This is a genomic window from Vibrio sp. V12_P9A6T4 (assembly GCF_963874835.1).
GTDB lineage: Bacteria > Pseudomonadota > Gammaproteobacteria > Enterobacterales > Vibrionaceae > Vibrio > Vibrio anguillarum.
Genome location: NZ_CAWNJO010000049.1, coordinates 146,602 through 168,631, shown reverse-complemented (window position 1 = coordinate 168,631; position 22,030 = coordinate 146,602). Strand labels below are relative to the sequence as shown.

Annotated in this window: 22 protein-coding genes and 1 tRNA gene; 15 read left to right on the top strand and 8 right to left on the bottom strand. The window is 46.1% G+C overall.

Annotation, left to right across the window (positions count from 1 at the left end; all coding sequences use genetic code 11):
* Positions 1-245: 245 nt before the first annotated feature.
* The 5 genes from AACQ42_RS07990 to rpsU form a co-directional block, all read right to left on the bottom strand.
* Positions 246-321, bottom strand: a tRNA-Ile gene (locus AACQ42_RS07990).
* A gap of 143 nt (positions 322-464) precedes the next feature.
* Positions 465-2,321, bottom strand: a complete 1,857-nt coding sequence (gene rpoD, locus AACQ42_RS07985; RefSeq protein ID WP_013857727.1) for an RNA polymerase sigma factor RpoD — start codon at positions 2,319-2,321, stop codon at positions 465-467.
* 98 nt (positions 2,322-2,419) lie between these two features.
* Positions 2,420-4,162, bottom strand: a complete 1,743-nt coding sequence (dnaG, locus tag AACQ42_RS07980) for a DNA primase (protein ID WP_013857726.1) — start codon at positions 4,160-4,162, stop codon at positions 2,420-2,422.
* 95 nt (positions 4,163-4,257) lie between these two features.
* On the bottom strand, positions 4,258-4,701 hold the full coding sequence (locus AACQ42_RS07975) for a GatB/YqeY domain-containing protein (protein WP_010318215.1): 444 nt from the start codon (positions 4,699-4,701) through the stop codon (positions 4,258-4,260).
* 29 nt (positions 4,702-4,730) lie between these two features.
* Entirely contained in the window at positions 4,731-4,946 is a 216-nt protein-coding gene (gene rpsU, locus AACQ42_RS07970) for a 30S ribosomal protein S21 (RefSeq protein WP_004396009.1), read from the bottom strand.
* Positions 4,947-5,186: 240 nt separating this feature from the next.
* Here rpsU and tsaD point away from each other — a divergent pair, with 240 nt between their 5' ends.
* Together tsaD and AACQ42_RS07960 are read left to right on the top strand one after the other, a co-directional pair.
* The gene (gene tsaD, locus AACQ42_RS07965) at positions 5,187-6,203 is read left to right on the top strand and encodes a tRNA (adenosine(37)-N6)-threonylcarbamoyltransferase complex transferase subunit TsaD (RefSeq protein WP_013857725.1); all 1,017 of its coding nucleotides are present in this window, start codon (positions 5,187-5,189) and stop codon (positions 6,201-6,203) included.
* A 136-nt stretch (positions 6,204-6,339) separates the two neighbouring features.
* The gene (locus AACQ42_RS07960; protein ID WP_094165895.1) at positions 6,340-7,188 is read left to right on the top strand and encodes an alpha/beta fold hydrolase; all 849 of its coding nucleotides are present in this window, start codon (positions 6,340-6,342) and stop codon (positions 7,186-7,188) included.
* Positions 7,189-7,299: 111 nt separating this feature from the next.
* On the opposite strand, the gene plsY is transcribed toward AACQ42_RS07960, so the two are convergent.
* Positions 7,300-7,902, bottom strand: a complete 603-nt coding sequence (gene plsY, locus AACQ42_RS07955) for a glycerol-3-phosphate 1-O-acyltransferase PlsY (protein ID WP_017047525.1) — start codon at positions 7,900-7,902, stop codon at positions 7,300-7,302.
* Between the two features lie 187 nt (positions 7,903-8,089).
* Between plsY and folB the strand changes: the two genes are divergently transcribed.
* From folB to rpoS, 11 genes are all read left to right on the top strand, one after another.
* Positions 8,090-8,443, top strand: coding sequence for a bifunctional dihydroneopterin aldolase/7,8-dihydroneopterin epimerase (gene folB, locus AACQ42_RS07950; protein ID WP_013857722.1), 354 nt, complete (start codon positions 8,090-8,092; stop codon positions 8,441-8,443).
* Positions 8,440-8,931, top strand: a complete 492-nt coding sequence (folK, locus tag AACQ42_RS07945; RefSeq protein ID WP_019281914.1) for a 2-amino-4-hydroxy-6-hydroxymethyldihydropteridine diphosphokinase — start codon at positions 8,440-8,442, stop codon at positions 8,929-8,931. Before folB ends, folK begins: the two co-directional genes overlap by 4 nt.
* A 12-nt stretch (positions 8,932-8,943) precedes the next feature.
* Entirely contained in the window at positions 8,944-9,747 is an 804-nt protein-coding gene (locus AACQ42_RS07940; RefSeq protein WP_017046711.1) for an undecaprenyl-diphosphate phosphatase, read from the top strand.
* Between the two features lie 129 nt (positions 9,748-9,876).
* The gene (gene ftsB / locus AACQ42_RS07935; protein WP_026027578.1) at positions 9,877-10,158 is read left to right on the top strand and encodes a cell division protein FtsB; all 282 of its coding nucleotides are present in this window, start codon (positions 9,877-9,879) and stop codon (positions 10,156-10,158) included.
* The gene (ispD, locus tag AACQ42_RS07930) at positions 10,159-10,890 is read left to right on the top strand and encodes a 2-C-methyl-D-erythritol 4-phosphate cytidylyltransferase (protein WP_094165894.1); all 732 of its coding nucleotides are present in this window, start codon (positions 10,159-10,161) and stop codon (positions 10,888-10,890) included. It begins immediately after the preceding gene.
* Positions 10,883-11,368: a 2-C-methyl-D-erythritol 2,4-cyclodiphosphate synthase gene (ispF, locus tag AACQ42_RS07925; protein WP_013857718.1), complete on the top strand. Its 486-nt coding sequence runs from the start codon at positions 10,883-10,885 to the stop codon at positions 11,366-11,368. The genes ispD and ispF overlap by 8 nt, the downstream gene beginning before the upstream one ends.
* Positions 11,369-11,603: 235 nt before the next feature.
* On the top strand, positions 11,604-12,647 hold the full coding sequence (gene truD / locus AACQ42_RS07920; RefSeq protein ID WP_441351195.1) for a tRNA pseudouridine(13) synthase TruD: 1,044 nt from the start codon (positions 11,604-11,606) through the stop codon (positions 12,645-12,647).
* Between the two features lie 12 nt (positions 12,648-12,659).
* The gene (gene surE / locus AACQ42_RS07915; protein WP_094165892.1) at positions 12,660-13,406 is read left to right on the top strand and encodes a 5'/3'-nucleotidase SurE; all 747 of its coding nucleotides are present in this window, start codon (positions 12,660-12,662) and stop codon (positions 13,404-13,406) included.
* Positions 13,406-14,032, top strand: a complete 627-nt coding sequence (locus AACQ42_RS07910; protein ID WP_094149297.1) for a protein-L-isoaspartate(D-aspartate) O-methyltransferase — start codon at positions 13,406-13,408, stop codon at positions 14,030-14,032. The genes surE and AACQ42_RS07910 overlap by 1 nt, the downstream gene beginning before the upstream one ends.
* A gap of 5 nt (positions 14,033-14,037) precedes the next feature.
* Positions 14,038-14,970 (top strand): murein hydrolase activator NlpD, encoded by a 933-nt coding sequence (gene nlpD, locus AACQ42_RS07905; RefSeq protein WP_026028368.1) that lies wholly within the window; start codon positions 14,038-14,040, stop codon positions 14,968-14,970.
* A gap of 72 nt (positions 14,971-15,042) precedes the next feature.
* Positions 15,043-16,044 (top strand): RNA polymerase sigma factor RpoS, encoded by a 1,002-nt coding sequence (gene rpoS / locus AACQ42_RS07900; RefSeq protein ID WP_017047531.1) that lies wholly within the window; start codon positions 15,043-15,045, stop codon positions 16,042-16,044.
* A gap of 116 nt (positions 16,045-16,160) precedes the next feature.
* On the opposite strand, the gene mutS is transcribed toward rpoS, so the two are convergent.
* Both mutS and cysM read right to left on the bottom strand, forming a co-directional pair.
* Positions 16,161-18,749 (bottom strand): DNA mismatch repair protein MutS, encoded by a 2,589-nt coding sequence (gene mutS / locus AACQ42_RS07895; protein ID WP_094165891.1) that lies wholly within the window; start codon positions 18,747-18,749, stop codon positions 16,161-16,163.
* 242 nt (positions 18,750-18,991) lie between these two features.
* On the bottom strand, positions 18,992-19,882 hold the full coding sequence (gene cysM / locus AACQ42_RS07890) for a cysteine synthase CysM (protein ID WP_094165890.1): 891 nt from the start codon (positions 19,880-19,882) through the stop codon (positions 18,992-18,994).
* Positions 19,883-20,094: 212 nt separating this feature from the next.
* Here cysM and cysP point away from each other — a divergent pair, with 212 nt between their 5' ends.
* Together cysP and cysT are read left to right on the top strand one after the other, a co-directional pair.
* Entirely contained in the window at positions 20,095-21,096 is a 1,002-nt protein-coding gene (gene cysP / locus AACQ42_RS07885; RefSeq protein WP_094165889.1) for a thiosulfate ABC transporter substrate-binding protein CysP, read from the top strand.
* Positions 21,097-21,162: 66 nt separating this feature from the next.
* Positions 21,163-22,020 (top strand): sulfate/thiosulfate ABC transporter permease CysT, encoded by an 858-nt coding sequence (gene cysT / locus AACQ42_RS07880; RefSeq protein ID WP_017046719.1) that lies wholly within the window; start codon positions 21,163-21,165, stop codon positions 22,018-22,020.
* Positions 22,021-22,030: the final 10 nt, after the last annotated feature.

Sequence of the window (22,030 nt, the reverse complement as noted above, 5' to 3'; positions counted from 1 at the left end):
TTTTTCTGGGGTTCGGATCTGGTGTTGAGTGGAATGTATCTGCTCTGATTCGCGCTGTACAGACGAGAGAAGGTTCTGATGGTGGATATCACTCTGACAGGGGAAGTGTGACTCTGTGGTGACTACGTGGCGTGTTTCGGCTGACCTGATGGACCAGAGCTTACCGGAAGTAATTGCGGACCGGATATAGACCGGACTAGAACGAAAAAAGGCTTACGGATTTCTCCATAAGCCTTAAGGAATAATGGTGGCCCCTATTGGGTTCGAACCAATGACCAATCGATTATGAGTCGACTGCTCTAACCACTGAGCTAAGGGGCCAAATTAGGTGTGTGATTATAGGGGATGGAGTTATGAGTGTCTACCCGCAAAATAGGGTAAATGCGCTTAGTTTTTATCCACTTAAACCATGAGATACAAAAAAGGTGAGCTTGTGCTCACCTTTTAGATTGGATAGGTTGCGATTACTCGTCTAGGAAGCTGCGCAATGTTTCAGAGCGGCTTGGGTGACGCAGTTTACGCAGTGCTTTCGCTTCAATTTGGCGGATACGCTCACGCGTTACGTCAAACTGCTTACCAACTTCTTCTAGCGTATGGTCTGTATTCATATCAATACCGAAACGCATACGCAGTACTTTCGCTTCACGAGGGGTTAGGCCAGCAAGAACGTCACGAGTCGCTGCTCTTAGGCTGGTGGCCGTAGCAGAATCAAGTGGTAGTTCAAGGGTTGTATCCTCGATAAAGTCACCAAGATGCGAATCTTCGTCGTCACCGATAGGTGTCTCCATAGAGATTGGCTCTTTAGCAATTTTCAGTACTTTACGAATTTTATCTTCTGGCATTTGCATGCGTTCTGCCAATTCTTCTGGCAGAGGCTCACGGCCCATCTCTTGCAGCATCTGACGTGAGATTCGATTCAGTTTGTTGATCGTTTCGATCATGTGCACTGGAATACGAATAGTACGTGCTTGGTCTGCAATTGAACGTGTGATAGCTTGGCGAATCCACCAAGTGGCGTAAGTTGAGAACTTATAACCACGGCGGTATTCAAACTTATCTACCGCTTTCATCAGGCCGATATTACCTTCTTGGATAAGATCCAAGAACTGCAGGCCACGGTTGGTGTATTTCTTCGCGATAGAAATAACCAGACGCAAGTTTGCTTCAACCATCTCTTTTTTCGCTCGACGAGCTTTCGCTTCACCGATAGACATGCGACGGCTGATGTCTTTAATGTTTTGCACATTCAAAGACGTTTCTTCTTCGATCATTTTCAATTTATGAATTGAACGACGAATATCTTCTTCTTGCTGTCTGATTTTTTCTGCATAAGGCTTTTCTGAAGCAAGTACTTCATCTAACCATGCATCGCTTGATTCATTGCCAGTGAATAAGGCAATGAATGATTTCTTAGGCATTTTACCGTATTCGACCGCAGCTCTCATGATCAGACGTTCTTGAGTACGAACACGATCCATAGAGGTGCGAAGCTTGTTGACTAGGTAGTCAAATTGCTTTGGCGTGAGTCGGAATTCACGGAAAATATCCAGCATCAACTCGGTAGCTTGGGCGGCTTTATTGCTGTCATAGCCATGCTCATTTTTCGCGAGTTGAAGATTTTGATACTTGTTGCGTAGTTCGGTGAATTTTTCTAGCGCAAGCTCAGGGTCGATTCCTGCATCTTCTTCAGAGTCAGTATCTTCGCTGTCGTCATCGTCGTCATCATCAAGGTCGTCTTCATCAGCAAGGTCAGCGCTAGCAAGCTCTGAACCGATATGGGTCGCTGTTGGGGCGTTCGTTGCATCTGAGTCAGGATCAACAAAACCTGAGATCAGGTCTGTTAAACGAAGTTCTTCAGCAAGAACTTTGTCAAATTGCTCTAAGATGTATGGAATGGTGCCTGGATATTCAGCCACTGCGCGTTGAACTTGGTTAATACCATCTTCAATACGCTTAGCGATATCAATTTCACCTTCGCGAGTCAGCAGTTCTACGGTACCCATTTCGCGCATATACATGCGCACAGGGTCGGTAGTACGACCAATTTCGCTTTCTACACTGGATAATGCAGCGGCTGCAGCTTCGGCAGCATCCTCATCGGTGATTGCGTTGTCATCATTTAGAGCAAGATCATCGGCATCAGGGGCAGTTTCTACCACCTTAATACCCATGTCATTGATCATCTGAATGATATCTTCTACCTGCTCGGAATCTACGATTTCTGCTGGTAGGTGGTCATTTACTTCGGCGTAGGTCAGATAGCCTTGCTCTTTGCCTTTAATGACAAGTAGTTTTAGCTGTGACTGCGGATTTTGATCCATAGACGGTATCCAACTTCATATCTGGTGAAGGAATTAGTATGCGAAATGCAAACCACATATACTAACAAATTTATTCATTGCTGACTATTTAAACTGGGTTACGCTTTCAAGTCTTTCATTAAGTCTTGAAGCTCCCGTCTCTCTTCGGCTGATAAACCGACGCTTCTTTCTTTTGCCTGCAGGTTTTCAATTTGCTTTTCGATGCATTGAGCCAATATTTTGTCCAATGAATCTAAAAATAGTTCTTCTTGGTTGTCTTCAACAAGTGGAATTTCCCAACTTGCGAGGCGAGACAGAAGGGTCTCGTTTTTATTACCGCGCCAGTGTTCAAGCAATTGGCCTGTAGTAATATTGGGGTACGCTTGACAATTCTCAAGTACCTCAATTAATAAACTTAAACCGGGTATGGGCAAGGATTGAACGCTGGAAATATCAGGCACCATTTCAGCATAGCTTGGATTTTGAATAAGCAAAGCGATCACTTCACGCATCGGTGTGCGTTTGAGCTCTTTGTGTGGCTGTGAGCGGTGTTTGTCTGATTCTGGCAGTGATGGCTTTTTATAAATCCCAGTCTTTTGCCCTAATATTTTGAGCAATTGCGCTTGTAGAGATGTGTCTGGCACTTTATTAATCAGTGGTAATGCCAGCGCCTCAAGCGCTGCTTTCCCTTCGTTATTACCGACATCAACTTGTGACAGTAGGTTGGTAAATAGGTATTTGGATAAGGGTTCAGCATCTTGCACTAACTGTTCAAAGGCCGCTTTTCCATGGGTTCTGATGTAGCTATCTGGGTCTTCACCATCAGGTAAAAACAGAAATTTAAGAATATTGCCACTTTTGAGATAACTCAACGCATTTTCCAGTGCGCGCCACGCCGCTTCTCGTCCTGCTCGGTCACCATCATAGCAACAGACCACCGTATTGGTTTGGCGAAAAAGCAGTTGCAGGTGATCGCCAGTAGTTGAGGTTCCTAGCGAAGCAACCGAGTAGTCCACTCCATATTGCGCCAGAGCCACCACATCCATATAACCTTCAACAACTAATATTTGCGGGGGTTCACGATAGGCTTGCATGACATCGTATAGGCCATACAGCTCTTTACCTTTATGGAAAATAGGAGTTTCTGGTGAGTTCAGGTATTTTGGCGTTCCATCACCAGTAACGCGTCCACCAAAGCCGATCACTCGTCCGCGGCGGTCGCGAATGGGAAACATAATACGTCCACGAAAACGATCGTAGCGATTGCCTTTGTCATTTTCGATCAACATGCCGCCAGTGACGAGCATCTCTTGGCTTTCTTGTTGTTGGCCGAAGTTTTTGCGCACTAAATCCCATTCGTCAGCAATATAGCCAATACCAAATTTCTGCACGATTTCGCCAGAAAGACCGCGATCTTTCAGATACTCGATGGCATGACGATTACCCGGAACTTTGAGTTGGTTGCGGTAAAACTGCGCAATGCTGCCCATTAAGTCATAAAGGGTGCGTTTTTCTTCACTATTGGCTTTAGGGGCTGATGAGAAATGGCCACTAGAGCGTTGCTCTCGGGGAACTTCTAGCCCCACAAAAGAAGCCAATTCTTCGATGGCCTCGACGAATTCAAGGCGTTCATATTCCATCATGAAGTCGATGGCGTTGCCATGCACGCCACAACCAAAGCAGTGATAGAACTGTTTTTCTTGGCTTACACTAAATGAGGGCGTTTTTTCATTATGGAATGGGCAGCAAGCACCGTAGTTCTTACCTTTTTTCTTAAGTTTCACACGTGCGTCTATGATGTCGACAATATCAAGTCGAGCAAGGAGATCATCAATAAAACTGCGAGGGATGTGTCCTGCCATAAAACCTAAAAGAAAAGATTAAAACGAATGATTAGATACAAACAAGCCGTGCGCTCCAGAGGATAGCACGGCTTGATGCAATTTGATGCGGGCATTTAAGCGAGTTTAGTTCGAACTAATCCGCTGACTTTACCCATATCTGCACGCCCTTGAATTTGCGGTTTCAAGACAGCCATCACTTTCCCCATGTCTTGCATGCCAGCAGCAGCGGACTGGGTGATCGCATCATCAATTAATGCGCTCACTTCATCATCGCTCAACGGCTGAGGCATAAATGCCTCAAGGATAGTGATTTCTGCTTGCTCTGCATCTGCGAGATCTTGACGATTGGCAGCTTCATATTGAGCGACAGAGTCGCGACGCTGTTTAACCATTTTTACCATCACAGCAAGAATATCGTCGTCGTTCAGAGTGATCTGCTCGTCGACTTCTCGTTGTTTGATCGCGGATAAGGCTAAACGAATAGTGCCAAGGCGTACTTTATCCTTGGCTTTCATCGCTAATTTTTGCTCTTCTTTGAGGATATCAATTAGAGCCATAACTCTCGTTCCTTAATGGAAAAAGGTTATTAGTACAGGCGAACGCGACGTGCGTTTTCGCGAGCTAGCTTCTTAGCGTGACGCTTTTGAGCTGCTGCTTTAGCGCGTTTGCGAACGGTAGTTGGTTTTTCATAGTGCTCACGACGACGCACTTCAGAAAGGATACCTGCTTTTTCGCAAGAGCGCTTGAAACGACGTAATGCAACATCGAACGGTTCGTTTTCACGTACTTTAACTATTGGCATATGCCTTTCACCTCAGGGGTTATTCGTTAACGCTGATATTTTGAGGCTTAAACCACAAGATTTCTTGTCTGTTTGCTCGGTTATCAGCTTGATCAAAAATGGTGCGGAATTTTAATCCGATCGCAATAGCTTTGTAAAGCACTTTGTCGATTATAGTCTGTACAAAATTTGTTTACGGAGCCAAGGCGGGGTAACATGGCGGCCATTTCCAATTGTTGATGAAAGCGTGCTGAGAAAATTATGCGCATTATTGGTATTGAAACCTCGTGTGACGAGACTGGCATCGCCATTTATGACGAAGAGAAAGGCTTACTTTCTCATCAATTGTACAGCCAAGTAAAACTGCACGCCGATTACGGCGGTGTGGTGCCGGAGCTTGCTTCTAGAGACCATGTTAAAAAGACCATTCCACTGATAAAAGCAGCGATGGCTGAAGCGAATTTGACGCCAGCGGATATTGATGGCGTGGCTTACACCGCAGGTCCTGGTTTAGTGGGTGCGCTGCTTGTTGGCGCGACGATTGGCCGTAGTTTGGCTTATGCGTGGAATGTGCCAGCGGTGCCTGTTCACCATATGGAAGGGCACCTTTTAGCTCCGATGCTTGAAGATAATCCGCCTCCGTTCCCGTTTGTGGCCGTACTGGTTTCCGGTGGTCATTCCATGATGGTAGAGGTGAAAGGGATTGGTGAATATAAGATCCTCGGTGAGTCTATTGATGACGCGGCCGGTGAGGCGTTTGATAAAACCGCGAAGCTGATGGGGCTTGATTATCCCGGGGGTCCATTGTTGGCTCGTTTGGCTGAAAAAGGAACGCCAGGGCGTTTTAAGTTTCCGCGTCCGATGACGGATCGACCAGGGTTAGACATGAGTTTCTCTGGTTTAAAAACATTTACAGCCAATACGATTGCAGCTAATGAGAATGATCATCAGACCCGAGCAGATATTGCGTATGCCTTTCAAGAGGCGGTGTGTGGCACTTTAGTGATTAAGTGCAAGCGAGCCCTTGAGCAAACTGGCATGAAACGTATTGTTATTGCCGGTGGCGTGAGTGCCAATAAACAGTTACGCGCAGAGCTTGGCGCACTGGCGAAAAAAATCGGTGGTGAAGTATATTACCCGCGTACTGAATTTTGTACCGACAACGGTGCAATGATTGCTTATGCGGGTATGCAGCGTTTAAAAAATGGTGAAACAGTCGATTTAGCGGTGCAGGCAACACCTCGCTGGCCGATTGATCAACTTAAACCCATTATTTAGCGGGTGTCGCAACGGTCTCTTTATTAGAGGCCGTTTTGTTCTTTGGTACTTCCGTTTCTGTGGCGTTCTGTATTGATTTTAATTAGCCATTGCTTACATTCTGCTCTGAGCTGTTATCGCTCATATCAATGCTACAATGCCAACCTACTTTACTAATATTGGATTCACAATGAAGACATTTGTTATTGATGATTGCCAGATGCGTTATTTGGATCAAGGGCAAGGTGAAGTGCTTGTTTTCGGTCACAGCTATCTGTGGGATAGCGCAATGTGGGCACCTCAGGTGGAAGCGTTGAGTCAACACTACCGCTGTATCGTGCCTGATTTATGGGCGCATGGTCAGTCAGATTTCGCACCGTCATCCATGAACACACTAAAAGATTATGCTCAGCATATTTTGGCTTTGATGGACCACTTATCGATTGAGCAGTTTTCTATCATTGGTCTTTCTGTAGGTGGAATGTGGGGGGCTGAGTTAGCCGTTCTTGCGCCTGCGCGCGTGAAATCATTAGTGATGATGGATACCTTTGTTGGTCTAGAGCCTGAAGTCAGCCATGCAAAATATTTTGCCATGCTCGATGCGATTGCGGCGATGCAGCAAGTGCCAGCACCGATTGTTGATGCAGTTGTACCGATGTTTTTTGCAAAAGATGGCGAGCAGAAATCTCCGGCATTAGTGGCTGGATTCAAGCAACATTTATCGGCGCTTACTGGTCAACAAGCGGTGGAAGTGGCTCGGTTGGGGAAAATGATCTTCGGTCGTCGTGACATGATTGAAGAGGTGGAGCAATTGAGGTTGCCAGTGTTGATTGCAGCTGGCGCTGAAGATATGCCTCGTCCGCCTCTTGAGGCTTACTTAATGAATGATGCCATTCACGGCAGTGAGTTAGAGGTTATTGCTAATGCTGGACATATCAGTAACTTAGAGCAACCTGAATACGTTACCGCCATGTTGACCCGTTTCTTGAAAAAAGCGCTTAGCTAGTCTTCCCTTATTAGCGGGTCATGCTTAATCAAAAAAGGCTTCGTAAGAGGCCTTTTACTTATTCGTCATTGACGTTATTTGCAAGCGGGTTTATCCATCATCCAAGCTAGCTCAAGAACCAAGCGTTTTTTTCTCACCCACTTTCGGCTCTGTGCCAGCCAATAACCGTTTAATATTTTGGTGATGACGAAACACGATAAGGCAGCACAGCATTGCTACCGGTAAGGTATATTGCGGTTTGATCAACCAAGTGTAGAACGGAGCGAGCAGCACGGTAACCAAAGCCGCTAAGGATGAATAGCGAAATAAAAATGCAACGCTGACCCAAGTCAATATGATAAGTGCGGTGAGATCTAAACCGATCGGTGCGATTGCTCCCAGTGCTGTTGCAACACCTTTTCCGCCTTTAAAATGAAAGAAAATAGGATACATATGGCCAAGGCAAGCGGCGATGGCGACTAGGCCCAATAGAATGGGGTCAATCCCCAAATAGTAGCTGCCCCATACTGGAATAGTACCTTTGAGCATGTCACACAGCAGTACCGCGATGGCGGCTTTTTTTCCACCAATGCGTAATACGTTAGTTGCACCGGGGTTATTTGAGCCCATATTGCGAGGATCGGGCAGGCGTAATAAACGGCAGATCAACACCGCACTTGAGATCGAACCCAGTAAATAGGCAGAAATGATCATTATCAGTGCGAGTGGTGTCATAAGTACCTCTGCAGTGGAAATGCCCTAAAGCAAGTTCACAAGCCATTGTTAACCATGATGAAAAGCAAAAAAATGTTTTGGATTTCGCATCTCGACTCAGTTTGGGTATATGATATCGCGATTAGGCAAAATAGTACGATTTTTTACGTAATTAGGGTATCCGACCTCTAGAGGAAGAGACGCAAAAATGGACAAAGTCTTTATTGAACAGCTGACGGTAATTACGACCATTGGCGTGTATGATTGGGAACAAGAGATTAAGCAGAAGTTGGTGCTCGACATCGAAATGGCGCACGACAATCAACCCGCAGGTAAAAGTGATGATGTGAGCGATGCATTAGACTACGCACAAGTGAGTCAAGCGGTGATCGCACATATTGAAAATGGTCGCTTTTTATTGGTAGAGCGTGTTGCAGAAGAAGTAGCAGAGCTTCTGATGCAGCGTTTTTCCGTTCCTTGGGTTAAAATTCGCTTAGCAAAGCCCGGCGCGGTAGCACAGGCATCCAGTGTTGGCGTTATTATTGAGCGAGGCGATGCATGACTACGGTCTATGTTGGCGTCGGTTCTAATATTGAAAGACGCAAACATATCGAAGTGGCCATCGAGGAATTGTCGACCATCGGAAATCATCTACAGATCTCGACCATTTACGAATGTGCATCGGTTGGGTTCAATAGTGCGGCCTTTTATAATTTAGTCGTTGTGCTGGAAACAAGGCTTTCGTTGAGTGATTTCGTGGCGCAACTTCGAGCGATTGAATCTCGATGGGGGCGCGACCCGCAGGCGAAAAAATTTCAAGATCGCACCTTAGATCTCGATATCATCTTGTTTGGTGAAGACATTTCAGCGCAAGATCCTGAACTGCCACGCAGTGATATCTTTAAATATCCATTTGTCATACAACCACTTTACGATTTGTCACCGGAACGGATCGTTCCCAATGATGGTCGTAGTGTGCGTCAAATATGGCAACAGGCGATCAACTTAGAATCGCTCACCCCTGTCAAACTTTGGTTCGACATTAATTAATAAGAGTCAGTAATGAGTTATTTAGAAGCGTTTTTTTTGGCTTTGATTCAAGGCTTAACCGAATTTTTACCTATCTCCAGCTCCGCCCATTTGATTTTGCCTTCAGCTATTTTAGGCTGGGAGGATCAAGGTCTTGCCTTTGATGTGGCGGTGCATGTCGGCACATTAGCTGCCGTGGTTATCTATTTTAGGAAAGAAGTCGTGACTTTACTGCGCGCTTTTTTTGCCTCGATTTTTAAAGGCGAGCGCAGTAAAGAATCGAAACTGGCATGGATGATCGTACTAGCCACCATCCCTGCCTGTATTTTCGGCTTTTTTATGAAAGATATTGTTGAACTCTACCTACGCAGTGCTTGGGTGATAGCAACCACCACTATTATTTTTGGTCTATTACTGTGGTATGTCGATAAAAACGCTCCATTAGCGGATGATGAATACCAAGCCGATTGGAAAAAATCGCTGATGATTGGTTTGGCACAAGCGGTTGCGGTTATCCCCGGTACCTCTCGCTCAGGAGCGACCATCACTGCGGCGTTGTATCTTGGTTTTACTCGTGAAGCGGCCGCGCGTTTTTCTTTCTTGATGTCGATTCCCATCATTGTTTTGGCGGGTGGTTATTTAGGGTTAAAGCTGGTGACCAGTGGCGAACCTGTGCATTTTGGTTTCTTAATGACGGGTATCCTTACCTCCTTTATCAGTGCTTATATTTGTATCCATTTCTTCTTAAAACTGATTTCTAAAATGGGTATGACTCCGTTTGTCATTTACCGTTTAATTCTCGGTGGCGGCTTATTTGCGTTCCTAATGATGAGTTAAATAAAGGCTTGTGGTATAAATAGCCATCATTTTCGTGCTGTGTTAGAGCGTCACTTTTTTTAAACAGCACGCTTTGTTTATCGTTTACGTTCTCTTTCATAGTGAACGTTTTGAATGGTTATAGATGTGATGCGACTTTTTGCGGTGACATTGGCGTTATTATTCGGTTTATTACAGTACGATTTGTGGCTCGGTAAAAATGGCATTGCTGATTATCGAACCATTGTCGATGAAATTGACGTGCAGCAACAAGTAAACGAAAACCTAACGCTACGAAATTCGGAAATGTTCGTCGAAATTGATGATTTACGACAAGGATTGGACGCGATTGAAGAGCGAGCGCGTCATGAATTAGGAATGATAAAAGAAGGTGAAACTTTCTATCGATTGGTCGGTGAGGATAGTCAATAAATGCCGCACAGTACGCTTTCTCTTACCGCGATTGTACCGGCTGCTGGTGTTGGCAGCCGAATGCAAGCAGATCGTCCGAAACAGTATTTAACCATACACAACAAAACCGTTCTCGAACACACAATAGCGACGCTGCTCGCGCACCCTAATATTGATCGCGTTGTTGTCGCCATTAGTGACGATGATCCTTACTATTTTGCTCTGCCATTAGCCACTAATCCCAATGTTATTCGCGTCAGCGGTGGTCAAGAGCGAGCCGACTCGGTGCTCTCTGCGCTGCAATATGTTTTAGCTAATTCCCTAGGTGAATGGGTTCTCGTGCATGATGCAGCGCGGCCTTGTCTTACTTTTGCAGATATTGACCGATTGATTACGACAGCTAAAGAGCATCCGGTAGGTGCGATTTTAGCTGCACCCGTTCGAGACACAATGAAGCGTGCTGATGGCGAAAACAACATTGATCATACCGTTGATCGCGTCGCATTATGGCATGCACTCACCCCCCAGATGTTTAGAGCCAAGCCGCTTTTTGAGGCTTTGTCGGATGCGTTAGATCAGCAAGTCATCATCACCGATGAAGCATCCGCAATGGAGTGGCAAGGGTTACATCCAGCGTTGGTCGCTGGGCGGGCGGATAATCTCAAAATTACGCAACCCGAAGATCTCGCTTTAGCTGAGTTTTATTTAGGTCGTACTTCTTCACTAGCCGCAATAGGAAATAACCATGATTAGAATTGGCCACGGTTTTGATGTTCATAAGTTTGGCGGTGAAGGCCCAGTCATCATTGGGGGAATTGCCGTTCCTTATGAGCAAGGCTTAATTGCTCATTCCGATGGTGATGTCGCCTTGCATGCTTTAAGTGATGCGCTGCTTGGCGCGATTGCCGCAGGTGATATTGGCCGCCATTTCCCCGATACTGATGATAAATGGAAAGGGGCAGATAGCCGTGAATTATTGAAAGATGTCTATCGCCGTGTGAAAGCGCAAGGCTACCGTTTAGGAAATGCTGACGTCACCATTATCGCGCAAGCACCGAAGATGGCGCCGTATATTGAAGCGATGTGCGCTGCCATTGCGCAAGATCTTGAAACGACGCTAGATAATATTAACGTCAAAGCAACCACAACCGAACGCCTTGGTTTCACTGGGCGCAAAGAAGGTATTGCTTGCGAAGCGGTTGTCTTATTGATCAAATGCACTACAGATTAAATGCACTACAGATTAAATGCACGGTTGATCAAAGCATAATATTGCCTTAATAAAACGACCCAAATTGAAGAGGTAATGGCAATTCACTTGCCTCTCCTTCTATGTAAAAACTATGTAAAAACACGTTATTGATGGACTACCGCCAATGAATGGCACGCTCAGTAACGCGCAATAGCGGCTCATGCGTCGCTGTTTTTATTATTACCGCCAACTCGCGTCAGCGACGGATGAAAACATGTCAGATATATTATCTTCATTGGCTTACCTTTGTGGTAAACCAGCCGCTAAAGCCAAACTAAAAGCCAAGCCAGAGCACTTTAAAGTGATTGAAGACTTAGGATTCGAACTGGCAGGAAGCGGCGAGCACTTAATGGTTCATATTCGTAAAACCGGTGAAAATACCAGTTTTGTGGTCAATGAATTGGCCAAAGCATGTGGTGTGAAATCAAAAGATGTGAGTTGGGCTGGTCTGAAAGATCGTCATGCGGTCACGCAGCAGTGGCTCAGTGTGCATTTACCAAAAGGTGAGACGCCAGATTTCACCGAGTTTTTGGCTCAATATCCGAGCATCGAAATTCTGGAAACTACGCGTCACAATAAAAAGTTGCGCCCCGGAGATTTAGTCGGCAATCATTTTGAAATCACGCTTTCTGAAGTCACCGACACCGCCGAAGTAGTGACGCGATTAAAGCACATCGCCACGCACGGTATGCCTAATTATTTTGGTAGCCAACGTTTTGGCAATCACGGCAATAACCTCAGTGAAGCGCGTCGCTGGGGAAAAGAGAACGTGCGTTCACGTAACCAAAATCAGCGCAGTTTGTATCTTTCGGCGGCCCGTTCGTGGATTTTCAACCAAATTGTCTCTGCCCGTATCGAGCAAGATAAGTTACACCAATTTATCGAAGGAGATATCGCACTTGAGGGAGAGAAAACGACCTTAGCCACCTTGGCGAATCTTACCGATCTCAATAACAAGCTGGCATTGAATGAAGTGCAAATAAGTGCTGCTTTGGCGGGCGATAACGCACTACCGACGCAAGGCGAGGCTTTAGATTTAGAACAAGTTCACCTTGATGCTGAACCTGACTTGATGGCACTGATCCGCAGCAATCGTATGCGTCATGAGCGCCGGGCGGTGATGCTTAAGCCTCAGAATCTTTCTTGGACAGTTGAACAAGACAATGTGACGTTACGTTTTGATTTAGATGCAGGAAGTTTTGCTACCTCAGTCATTCGCGAATTGGTTGAAGAGATAGCGGTTGAACGCGAGTTCTAAGGAAAAAACTCGATGAAGATTTTATTAAGCAATGATGATGGTGTATACGCGCAAGGTTTAAATACCCTAGCACGCGCGCTGGCGGATCTCGCCGAGATCGTGATTGTCGCGCCGGATCGTAATCGGTCAGGAGCCTCCAATTCGCTGACATTAGAGCAGCCGCTTCGTGTGGATCTCATTTCACCCAATACCTATTCAGTGCAAGGCACACCAACCGATTGTGTGCATTTTGCACTCAATGAACTGCTCAAAGATGATCTGCCTGATTTGGTGCTGACAGGCATCAATCATGGTGCGAATTTGGGCGATGACGTGCTCTATTCGGGCACGGTTGCGGCGGCGATGGAAGGGCACTTTCTTGGGGTGCAAGCGATCGCGTTTTCATTGGTCGGGACGGCTAATTTTACTACGGCAGCGCAGATAGCACGCCAGTTGGTCGAACAACATCTCAATGCCCCGATCCCAACCAATCGATTATTGAATGTGAACGTACCAGATCGTCCATTTGAGGAGTTAGCGGGTATTCAAGTGACGCGTTTAGGTGCTCGCCATCACGCAGAAAGTATGATTAAGCAGAAAGATCCTCGTGGGCATGATATTTATTGGTTAGGTCCTCCGGGTAAAGAGCAAGATGCAGGGCAAGGGACTGATTTCTATGCGATTGAGCATGGCTATGTCTCCTTGACGCCGTTGCAAGTTGATCTCACGGCTCATGAGTCACTGCCAAGTATGGATAACTGGTTGAAGGAAAAAGGGTAATGGCCAATCCACATGCCGACAGATTAATTGAATTTCTGATCGCGAATGGTATCCAAGATCAAACCGTTTTGGATGCCATTCATTGTTTGCCAAGAGAAAGCTTTGTTTCTCAGGCGATGATGCATCAAGCCTATGACAACAACGCCTTGCCGATAGGCCAAGGACAAACGATTTCACAGCCTTACATTGTGGCAAAAATGACGCAGCTTTTAGAACTTGAGCCGCAGAGTAAGGTCTTAGAAATTGGCACAGGATCGGGTTATCAAACCGCTGTGCTTGCCCAGTTGGTTGAGCACGTGTATTCGATTGAACGGATCAAGTCATTACAGTGGGGTGCCAAGCGTCGTTTAAAGCAATTGGATATTTATAACGTCTCGACTAAGCATGGTGATGGCTGGTTGGGCTGGGATGCTAAAGCCCCTTTTGATGCGATCATTGTTACGGCGGCGGCCGAATTTGTCCCAAATGCGCTGCTTGATCAGCTTGCGGAAGGTGGCCGTTTAGTGATCCCTGTCGGCAGTAGTGAGCAACAGTTATTGAAAATAGTTCGCCAAGGCGATGATTTTATTTCTAACACCATTGAGATGGTGCGTTTTGTTCCTTTAGTTGCCGGTGATTTAGCTTAGTGATGATGAGTAACCTAAGAAACAGAGTAATAATGGTGCTAATGAGTAGCGTCCTTATCGGATGTGCTGCTCATACTCCTGCACCCGTTTCTGGGCTCAATAAAGACTATAATGCCATTCCTCGTGGTAGTTATCGCGGCAGTTTTTACGAAGTGCAAAAAGGCGATACGCTCTATTTTATATCTTATGTCACAGATAAAAATGTAAACGACTTGATCCGTTTCAATAATTTAAAAAAACCTTACACCATTCATCCCGGTCAAAAACTCAAATTATGGATCCCCAATTACACGCCTCCTGCTTATGGTGGTAATGGTGTAACAGAAGTCATTGTGGCTGCAACCCCTTCGAGCACAATGGCTGGCTTAGTTTCCCCCCCAATGGTTGTAGACGGAGTGAGTAAAAACTCTAATCAAAATAGTGGATCTAATGCCGCAAGTTCTTCGACCAAAGTCGCAAAGAAAGATCCTCCTAAGGTAGTTGAACAATCGAAATCAAAAGAGTATGTTGATTCAAAAGGTAAGCAAAATGTTAATGCTAATGTAACCTTTGCTAAACCAAAAGATGATAAAGTTTCAAAATGGTTATGGCCGACACAAGGGAGAATAATTAAAAACTTTTCAGCAGGCGATCAAGGAAATAAAGGGATCGATATCGCAGGACAGCGTGGTCAATCCATTTTATCAACTGCTGCAGGAACCGTTGTCTATTCGGGAAATGCATTAAGAGGTTACGGCAATCTTGTGATTGTTAAACATAATGATAACTACCTCAGTGCTTATGCTCATAACGATCGGTTACTGGTAAAAGAAGGACAAAGTGTTAAAGCTGGCCAAAAAATAGCAACCATGGGTAGCTCAGGAACCAGTAGTGTTCGTTTACACTTTGAAATTCGTTATCAAGGTAAGTCGGTGAATCCAAAACGCTACTTACCGTAAACATACTTGAAAGAGTCATGTAGCGACATTAGAAAGTAGTAATGTCTTGCTAGCTCGCCAGGGGGAGGCGCTATGAGTATCAGCAATGCAGTAACGAAAGTCGAAGAGTTTGAAGACCAAGAGATCATGGATTCGATTGAGGTTGATGAAGAACTCACCACCACTAAAAGCCAAAGCGATGACGATGTTCAAATCGAAGATGCCAAAGAAGGGTTTGATGCGTCAACAAAAAGCTTAGATGCAACACAGATGTATCTTAGCGAGATTGGTTTTTCTCCATTATTAACAGCCCAAGAAGAAGTACTTTATGCTCGTCGTTCACTGAGAGGCGATGAAGCTGCTCGTAAACGCATGATCGAAAGTAACTTACGTTTGGTCGTTAAAATTTCTCGCCGTTATGGTAATCGTGGCTTAGCTTTACTCGATCTAATTGAAGAGGGTAATTTAGGCTTGATCCGCGCGGTAGAAAAATTTGATCCAGAACGTGGCTTTAGATTCTCAACCTATGCTACTTGGTGGATCCGTCAAACCATTGAACGTGCATTAATGAACCAAACGCGCACTATCCGTTTGCCAATTCATGTCGTTAAAGAGTTGAATATCTACCTTCGCACGGCTCGCGAGCTGTCGCAGAAGTTAGATCACGAACCTACCGCAGAAGAAATTGCGTTCCAACTGGATAAGCCAGTAGAAGATGTCAGTAAAATGCTACGTCTGAACGAGCGTATCAGTTCTGTTGATACACCGATTGGCGGCGATGGTGACAAAGCACTACTCGATATCATCCCAGATGCGAACAACTCTGATCCTGAAATTTCTACGCAAGATGATGATATCCGTGAATCACTACTGAATTGGTTAGATGAACTGAACCCAAAACAAAAAGAGGTACTTGCACGCCGTTTTGGGCTATTAGGTTATGAACCGTCCACCTTAGAAGAGGTAGGCCGCGAAATTAACTTAACCCGTGAACGAGTTCGTCAAATTCAAGTGGAAGGCCTACGTCGTTTGAGAGAGATCTTGGTTAAACAAGGCTTGAACATGGAAGCGCTGTTTAATGTTGAATACGACTAAAGGTTGGTTCAACAAGACCTTGATTCATAGAACCATTGATTTATAAAACTATTGCATAAAAGCACAAAAGGCACCGACTTAAAATCGATGCCTTTTTTATTTGTAATATCAGATTGTTACATTAGCTTCTTCAAGCGATAAAGCGCTTCTAATGCTTGGCGAGGCGTTAGATCGTCAGGATCAATAGCTGCTAATGCCTGTTCGACTTCGCTTGGCTCTGGGATCAAACTGAGTTGATTAGCAATATCTACGGTTGAGTTTTTGCTGCCATTGGGTTGTTGTTGACTCAATAACTCGAGCTGCGACAGTTTAGCGCGCGCGTTTTTGATCACTGTTTTAGGCACGCCAGCAAGACCAGCCACTGCTAGGCCGTAAGATTTACTTGCCGCCCCTTCTTGAACCGCATGCATAAAGGCAATGCTATCGCCATGTTCCACGGCATCTAAATGCACGTTGGCTAAGTGAGGTAGCTGGTTTGGCAGCTCGGTCAGTTCAAAATAATGAGTGGCAAATAGCGTTAGCGCGCCAATTTGGCTTGCGAGCCATTGTGCACTTGCCCAAGCCAGTGATAACCCATCATAGGTACTGGTGCCGCGGCCAATTTCATCCATCAATACCAAGCTATTTTGTGTCGCATTATGCAAAATGTTGGCAGTTTCGGTCATTTCAACCATGAAAGTAGAGCGACCAGAGGCGAGATCGTCCGATGCTCCAATACGGGTGAAAATGCGGTCAATCGAACCGATGTGTGCTGCTTCCGCTGGTACATAACAACCGATATGCGCTAATAAAGTAATCAATGCAGTTTGGCGCATGTAGGTCGATTTACCGCCCATGTTAGGCCCGGTAATGATCAACATTTTTCGTTGCGGATTGAGCTCAATTGGGTTGGCAATGAAGGGGTCATTCATCACCTGCTCAACGACAGGGTGACGGCCAGCTTGGATATGGATCGCTGGCTCTTTACTCAAGGTCGGGCGACAGTAATCTAAGCTTTCAGCGCGCTCAGCAAGGTTTTGCAACACATCGAGCTGCGATAGCGAAGATGCAAGGTTTTGCATCTGCTCTAAATGAGGCAACAATAAGTCAAATAACTCTTCCCAAAGCTGCTTTTCCACTGCCAGTGCTTTTGATTTCGAGTTGAGCACTTTATCTTCATGCGCTTTTAGCTCAGCAATAATATAACGCTCGGCATTTTTCAGCGTTTGGCGGCGCACATAGTGGGGAGGAACAAGGTGACTCTGGCCACGGCTGACTTGAATGTAGAAACCGTGAATCGCGTTGTAGCCGACTTTGAGCGTATCAATGCCGTGACGTTCGCGCTCTTCAGCTTCTAATTTATTCAAGTATTCGGTTGCACCGTTGGCTAAATCACGCCACTCATCCAGTTCGGCGCTGTAGCCATCAGCAATCACACCGCCATCACGAATCACAACTGGTGGGTTGTCTTTGATCGCTCGCTCAAGCAGTGTGCACAGCTCATCTAATGGTTGTACATGATGAGTTAACTGAACTAAGTGGGGTTGCGATAAGGGTTGCAGTATTTCACTGAGCTGCGGTAATTGCTGCATCGCATGTCGCAGGCGTGCTAAGTCTCTTGGGCGAGCGGAACGCAATGCCAAACGAGCAAGAATACGTTCAATATCGCCAATCTGTTTCAGCACAGGTTGTAATTCACTAAACAGAGCAAGCTGTTTCAACTCGCCGATCGCATCAAGGCGTTGATTCAGCGTATCAATACAGCGCATCGGTTGGTGTAACCAGCGTTTGAGCATGCGGCTGCCCATTGGGGTGGCGCAATGATCGAGCACTTCCGCTAAGGTGTTATCAAAGCCACCGGACAAGTTCTGCGTGATCTCTAAATTACGGCGCGTGGCGGCATCTAAGATCACCGAGTGATCTTGGCGATCAAACGTCAGTGAACGAATATGAGGCAGTGCAGTGCGCTGCGTATCTTTCACGTATTGAATCAAGCAACCAGCGGCGCATAAACCCAGTTTGGCCTGTTCTACGCCAAAACCGACTAAATCACGCGTACCAAATTGTTGGTTCAACTGCTGTTTTGCTGTCTCTAATTCAAATTCCCAAATAGGGCGGCGACGGTTGCCTTTGCGATTGCTCATTAAAGTGACAGGTGTGAAATCTTCAGGAAAGAGCAGTTCGCGCGGTGCGGTGCGTTGCAGTTCGGCGGCCATCGCCTCTTCGGTTTCAGGCTCACTCAGTTGGAAACGCCCTGAAGTGATGTCTAAGGTCGCGTAGCCAAAGCGACCATCGTGGTGGTAGATGGCGGCAATTAAATTATCGACTCGCTCAGAGAGCAAGGCTTCATCCGTGACCGTGCCGGGCGTGACAATCCGCACCACTTTACGCTCAACGGGGCCTTTGCTGGTGGCAGGATCGCCAATTTGTTCACAAATCGCGACGGATTCGCCCTGCTGTACCAATTTCGCTAAGTAACCTTCCACGGCATGATAGGGAACGCCCGCCATTGGAATAGGCTCACCCGCAGAAGCACCGCGTTTGGTGAGTGATATTTCCAGCAATTGCGATGCGCGTTTAGCGTCATCGTAAAACAGCTCGTAGAAATCGCCCATCCGATAAAAGAGCAGAATATCGGGGTTTTCGGCTTTCAATTGCAGATATTGCCGCATCATCGGGGTGTGCTGTGGTGAAGACTCGGCGGAAGATGCGCTGGATTTGCTCATGTTATTCGTCACTCGATTATCAATGGCTGACTGTGAAAATGACCACCCTACAGGAATGGCAGCGGTCTTAGCTCTGACATGAGTTAGAAAGAATCGTCAGAACATGCATTTAAAGAGTTGGAGAGGATAACAAACTTCGCTATTGCTGAGCAATCAAGGGATGCTGATGTGGAAGCAAAGCCAAGGGCTAAAGAGTGATGAGCGCGTCAGCACTGATTAGCCCGTTGGGTTGGAGATTTGATCTAAGAAAAAAGACCGGATGAGAGATAACGATCGCCTCGATCGCAAATGATGGCAACAACCACCGCTCCGGGATTTTGTTGCGCGATTTGTAACGCAGCGAAAACGGCGCCTCCAGAGCTGACGCCAGCGCAAATACCTTCTTGGGTTGCCAAAGCACGAGCCGTATTGATGGCATCTTGCTCTTCGATATCGAGTACCACATCAACACGTGATGATTCAAAAATGCCGGGTAAATAAGCTTGAGGCCAGCGGCGAATGCCCGGAATTGCACTGCCTTCTGCTGGTTGTAAACCGACAATGCTTATCTCTGGATTTTGCGTTTTTAGATAGCGAGAAGTGCCCATGATGGTGCCCGTTGTGCCCATACTTGAGACAAAGTGGGTGATTTCCCCGTGGCTTTGTTGCCAAATTTCTGGGCCAGTTGAATCAAAATGAGCTTGCGGGTTGTCGGGGTTATTGAATTGATCGAGTACTTTTCCTTTGCCTTCACTTTGCATTTTTAATGCTAAATCGCGCGCTCCTTCCATGCCTTGCTCTTTGCTGACTAAAATGAGCTCACAACCATACGCTTTCATCGCGTCTTTGCGCTCTTGGGTAGCATTATCTGGCATGATTAAAATCATTTTGTAGCCTTTGATGGCGGCCGCCATTGCCAGCGCGATACCCGTGTTGCCGCTGGTCGCTTCAATGATGGTATCGCCCGGTTGGATCTCTTGGCGAAGCTCTGCTTGCACTATCATATTGAGCGCTGGGCGATCTTTGACTGAACCTGCTGGGTTATTGCCTTCTAGCTTGACCAATACGGTGCTTGAGGTGTGAGCCGCCAGTCGCTGCAAGCGAACTAAAGGCGTTTGCCCGACATATGCTTCAATCGTTGGAAAGTCCGCCATCATGTTGTCCTTAATTTTTTAGTCGGAAGAGTAAGATGACGTATCCACCTTACCGAGCACTACTATAAAGTCGTGCTGGTAATTGGCATACAATTTATTGCTAGAGTTTATTCCAAAAAGTTCTAGTTATCCTCTTTGTTATAATTCATTTTCCTCATACTCTAATTGCCAAGGACGCCATTTTGGCCGTAGTGATTAGGGAGTAGCAATATATGAAGTTCATCAAGTCAGCCTTAGCAAGCTTATTAGCCGTAGGATCGTTGAATGTTTCGGCCGCGGATCAAACCATTCTCAACTCATCGTACGACATCGCTCGCGAGCTGTTTGCTTCTTATAACCCAGTGTTTGAAAAACACTGGCACCAAAAGACAGGCCAAACAGTGGAGATCAAACAGTCGCACGGTGGGTCATCTGCGCAAGCTCGCTCAATTTTGCAGGGGTTAGCCGCCGATGTAGTGACATTCAATCAGGTAACGGATGTTCAGGTGCTGCACGATCGCGGCAAGCTTATCGATGTTAATTGGCAAGAAAAATTGCCCAATGCAAGCTCACCTTACTACTCCACGACCGCATTTTTAGTGCGCAAGGGGAATCCAAAAAATATTCAAGATTGGGGCGATCTCGCCAAAGCTGATGTGGCTTCTGTATTCCCCAATCCTAAAACTTCAGGCAATGCACGTTATACCTATTTGGCCGCGGTCGGTTATGCACAAAAGACTTTTGGCAAAGAGAACCAAGCCGAACAGGATCAATTCCTCAAACAATTTTTAGCCAATGTCGCGGTATTTGATACTGGTGGCCGTGGTGCGACTACTTCGTTTGTTGAACGTGGCATTGGCGATGTGCTGATTACGTTTGAATCTGAAGTGAACAATATTCGTCAGCAGTATGGCGTGGATGAATATCAAGTAGTGGTGCCTAAGACCTCTATCTTGGCCGAGTTTCCCGTGGCCGTGGTGGAAAAAAATGCCAAGCGTAAAGGCACGCTTGAGGTAGCCAAAGAATATCTCGCTTATTTGTACAGTGAAGAAGCGCAACGTTTACTGGCTGGGTTTAACTACCGCGTTCATGATGAGAAAGTGAACGCAGAATTTGCTGATCGCTTCCCTGAAGTTGAATTGCTGACGGTTGAGAGCATTGCTGGCGGGTGGGAAAATGCCATGAAGCTTCATTTTGCCAATGGCGCGAAGCTTGACCAACTTCAACGTCGTTAATTCGTCATCGCCACCTGCGTTGAGTGTGGGTGGTTTTCTTAGGCATCCGTTTTGTTTCGAGGGTTTATGAGCCATTCCTTCACCGCTTCTTTATCTCGCCCACGCCATAAAAGGGTGCTACCCGGATTTGGTATTAGCCTCGGTACTTCGCTGTTTTTTGTCAGCTTAGTGCTGCTATTGCCCGCCAGTGGTTTGATTATGCAAACGAGCCAAATGTCGCTCACCGAGTATTGGCAGGTGGTGGCGGACCCTCGTGTACTGGCCAGTTACAAAGTAACGGTGGGCGCGGCACTCATCGCCTCATTGTTTAATGGCTTGCTAGGATTATTACTCGCTTGGGTGCTGGTTCGTTATGATTTTTATGGCAAACGTATTCTTGATGCTTTAGTCGATTTACCGTTTGCTTTGCCTACCGCCGTTGCAGGTATTACGTTGGCGACGCTTTACTCATCCAATGGCTGGGTGGGCAGCGTACTTGGCGAGCTTGGAATTAAAGTGGCTTATACCCCCTTGGGGATTGTTGTCGCGATGGCGTTTACCAGTATTCCGTTTGTGGTGCGCACGGTACAACCCGTCTTGGAAGAGATATCCAAAGAAGAGGAAGAAGCGGGCATGACGTTAGGCGCATCAGACAGCGCCGTATTTTGGAAAGTGATCATGCCTTCGATTCGTCCTGCACTATTGGTGGGTATTGCACTCTCATTTACGCGTAGCTTGGGTGAGTTTGGCGCAGTGATTTTCATTGCGGGCAATATGCCTTACGTCAGTGAAATTACCTCATTAATGATTTTTGTACGCTTACAAGAATTTGATTTTCCGGCGGCGAGTGCCATTGCCTCGGTAGTATTGATGGCATCGTTATCGCTGCTACTACTGATCAATCTATGGCAGGGCGCATACCTGCGTCGAATTCATGGACGTTAAGGAACCGATG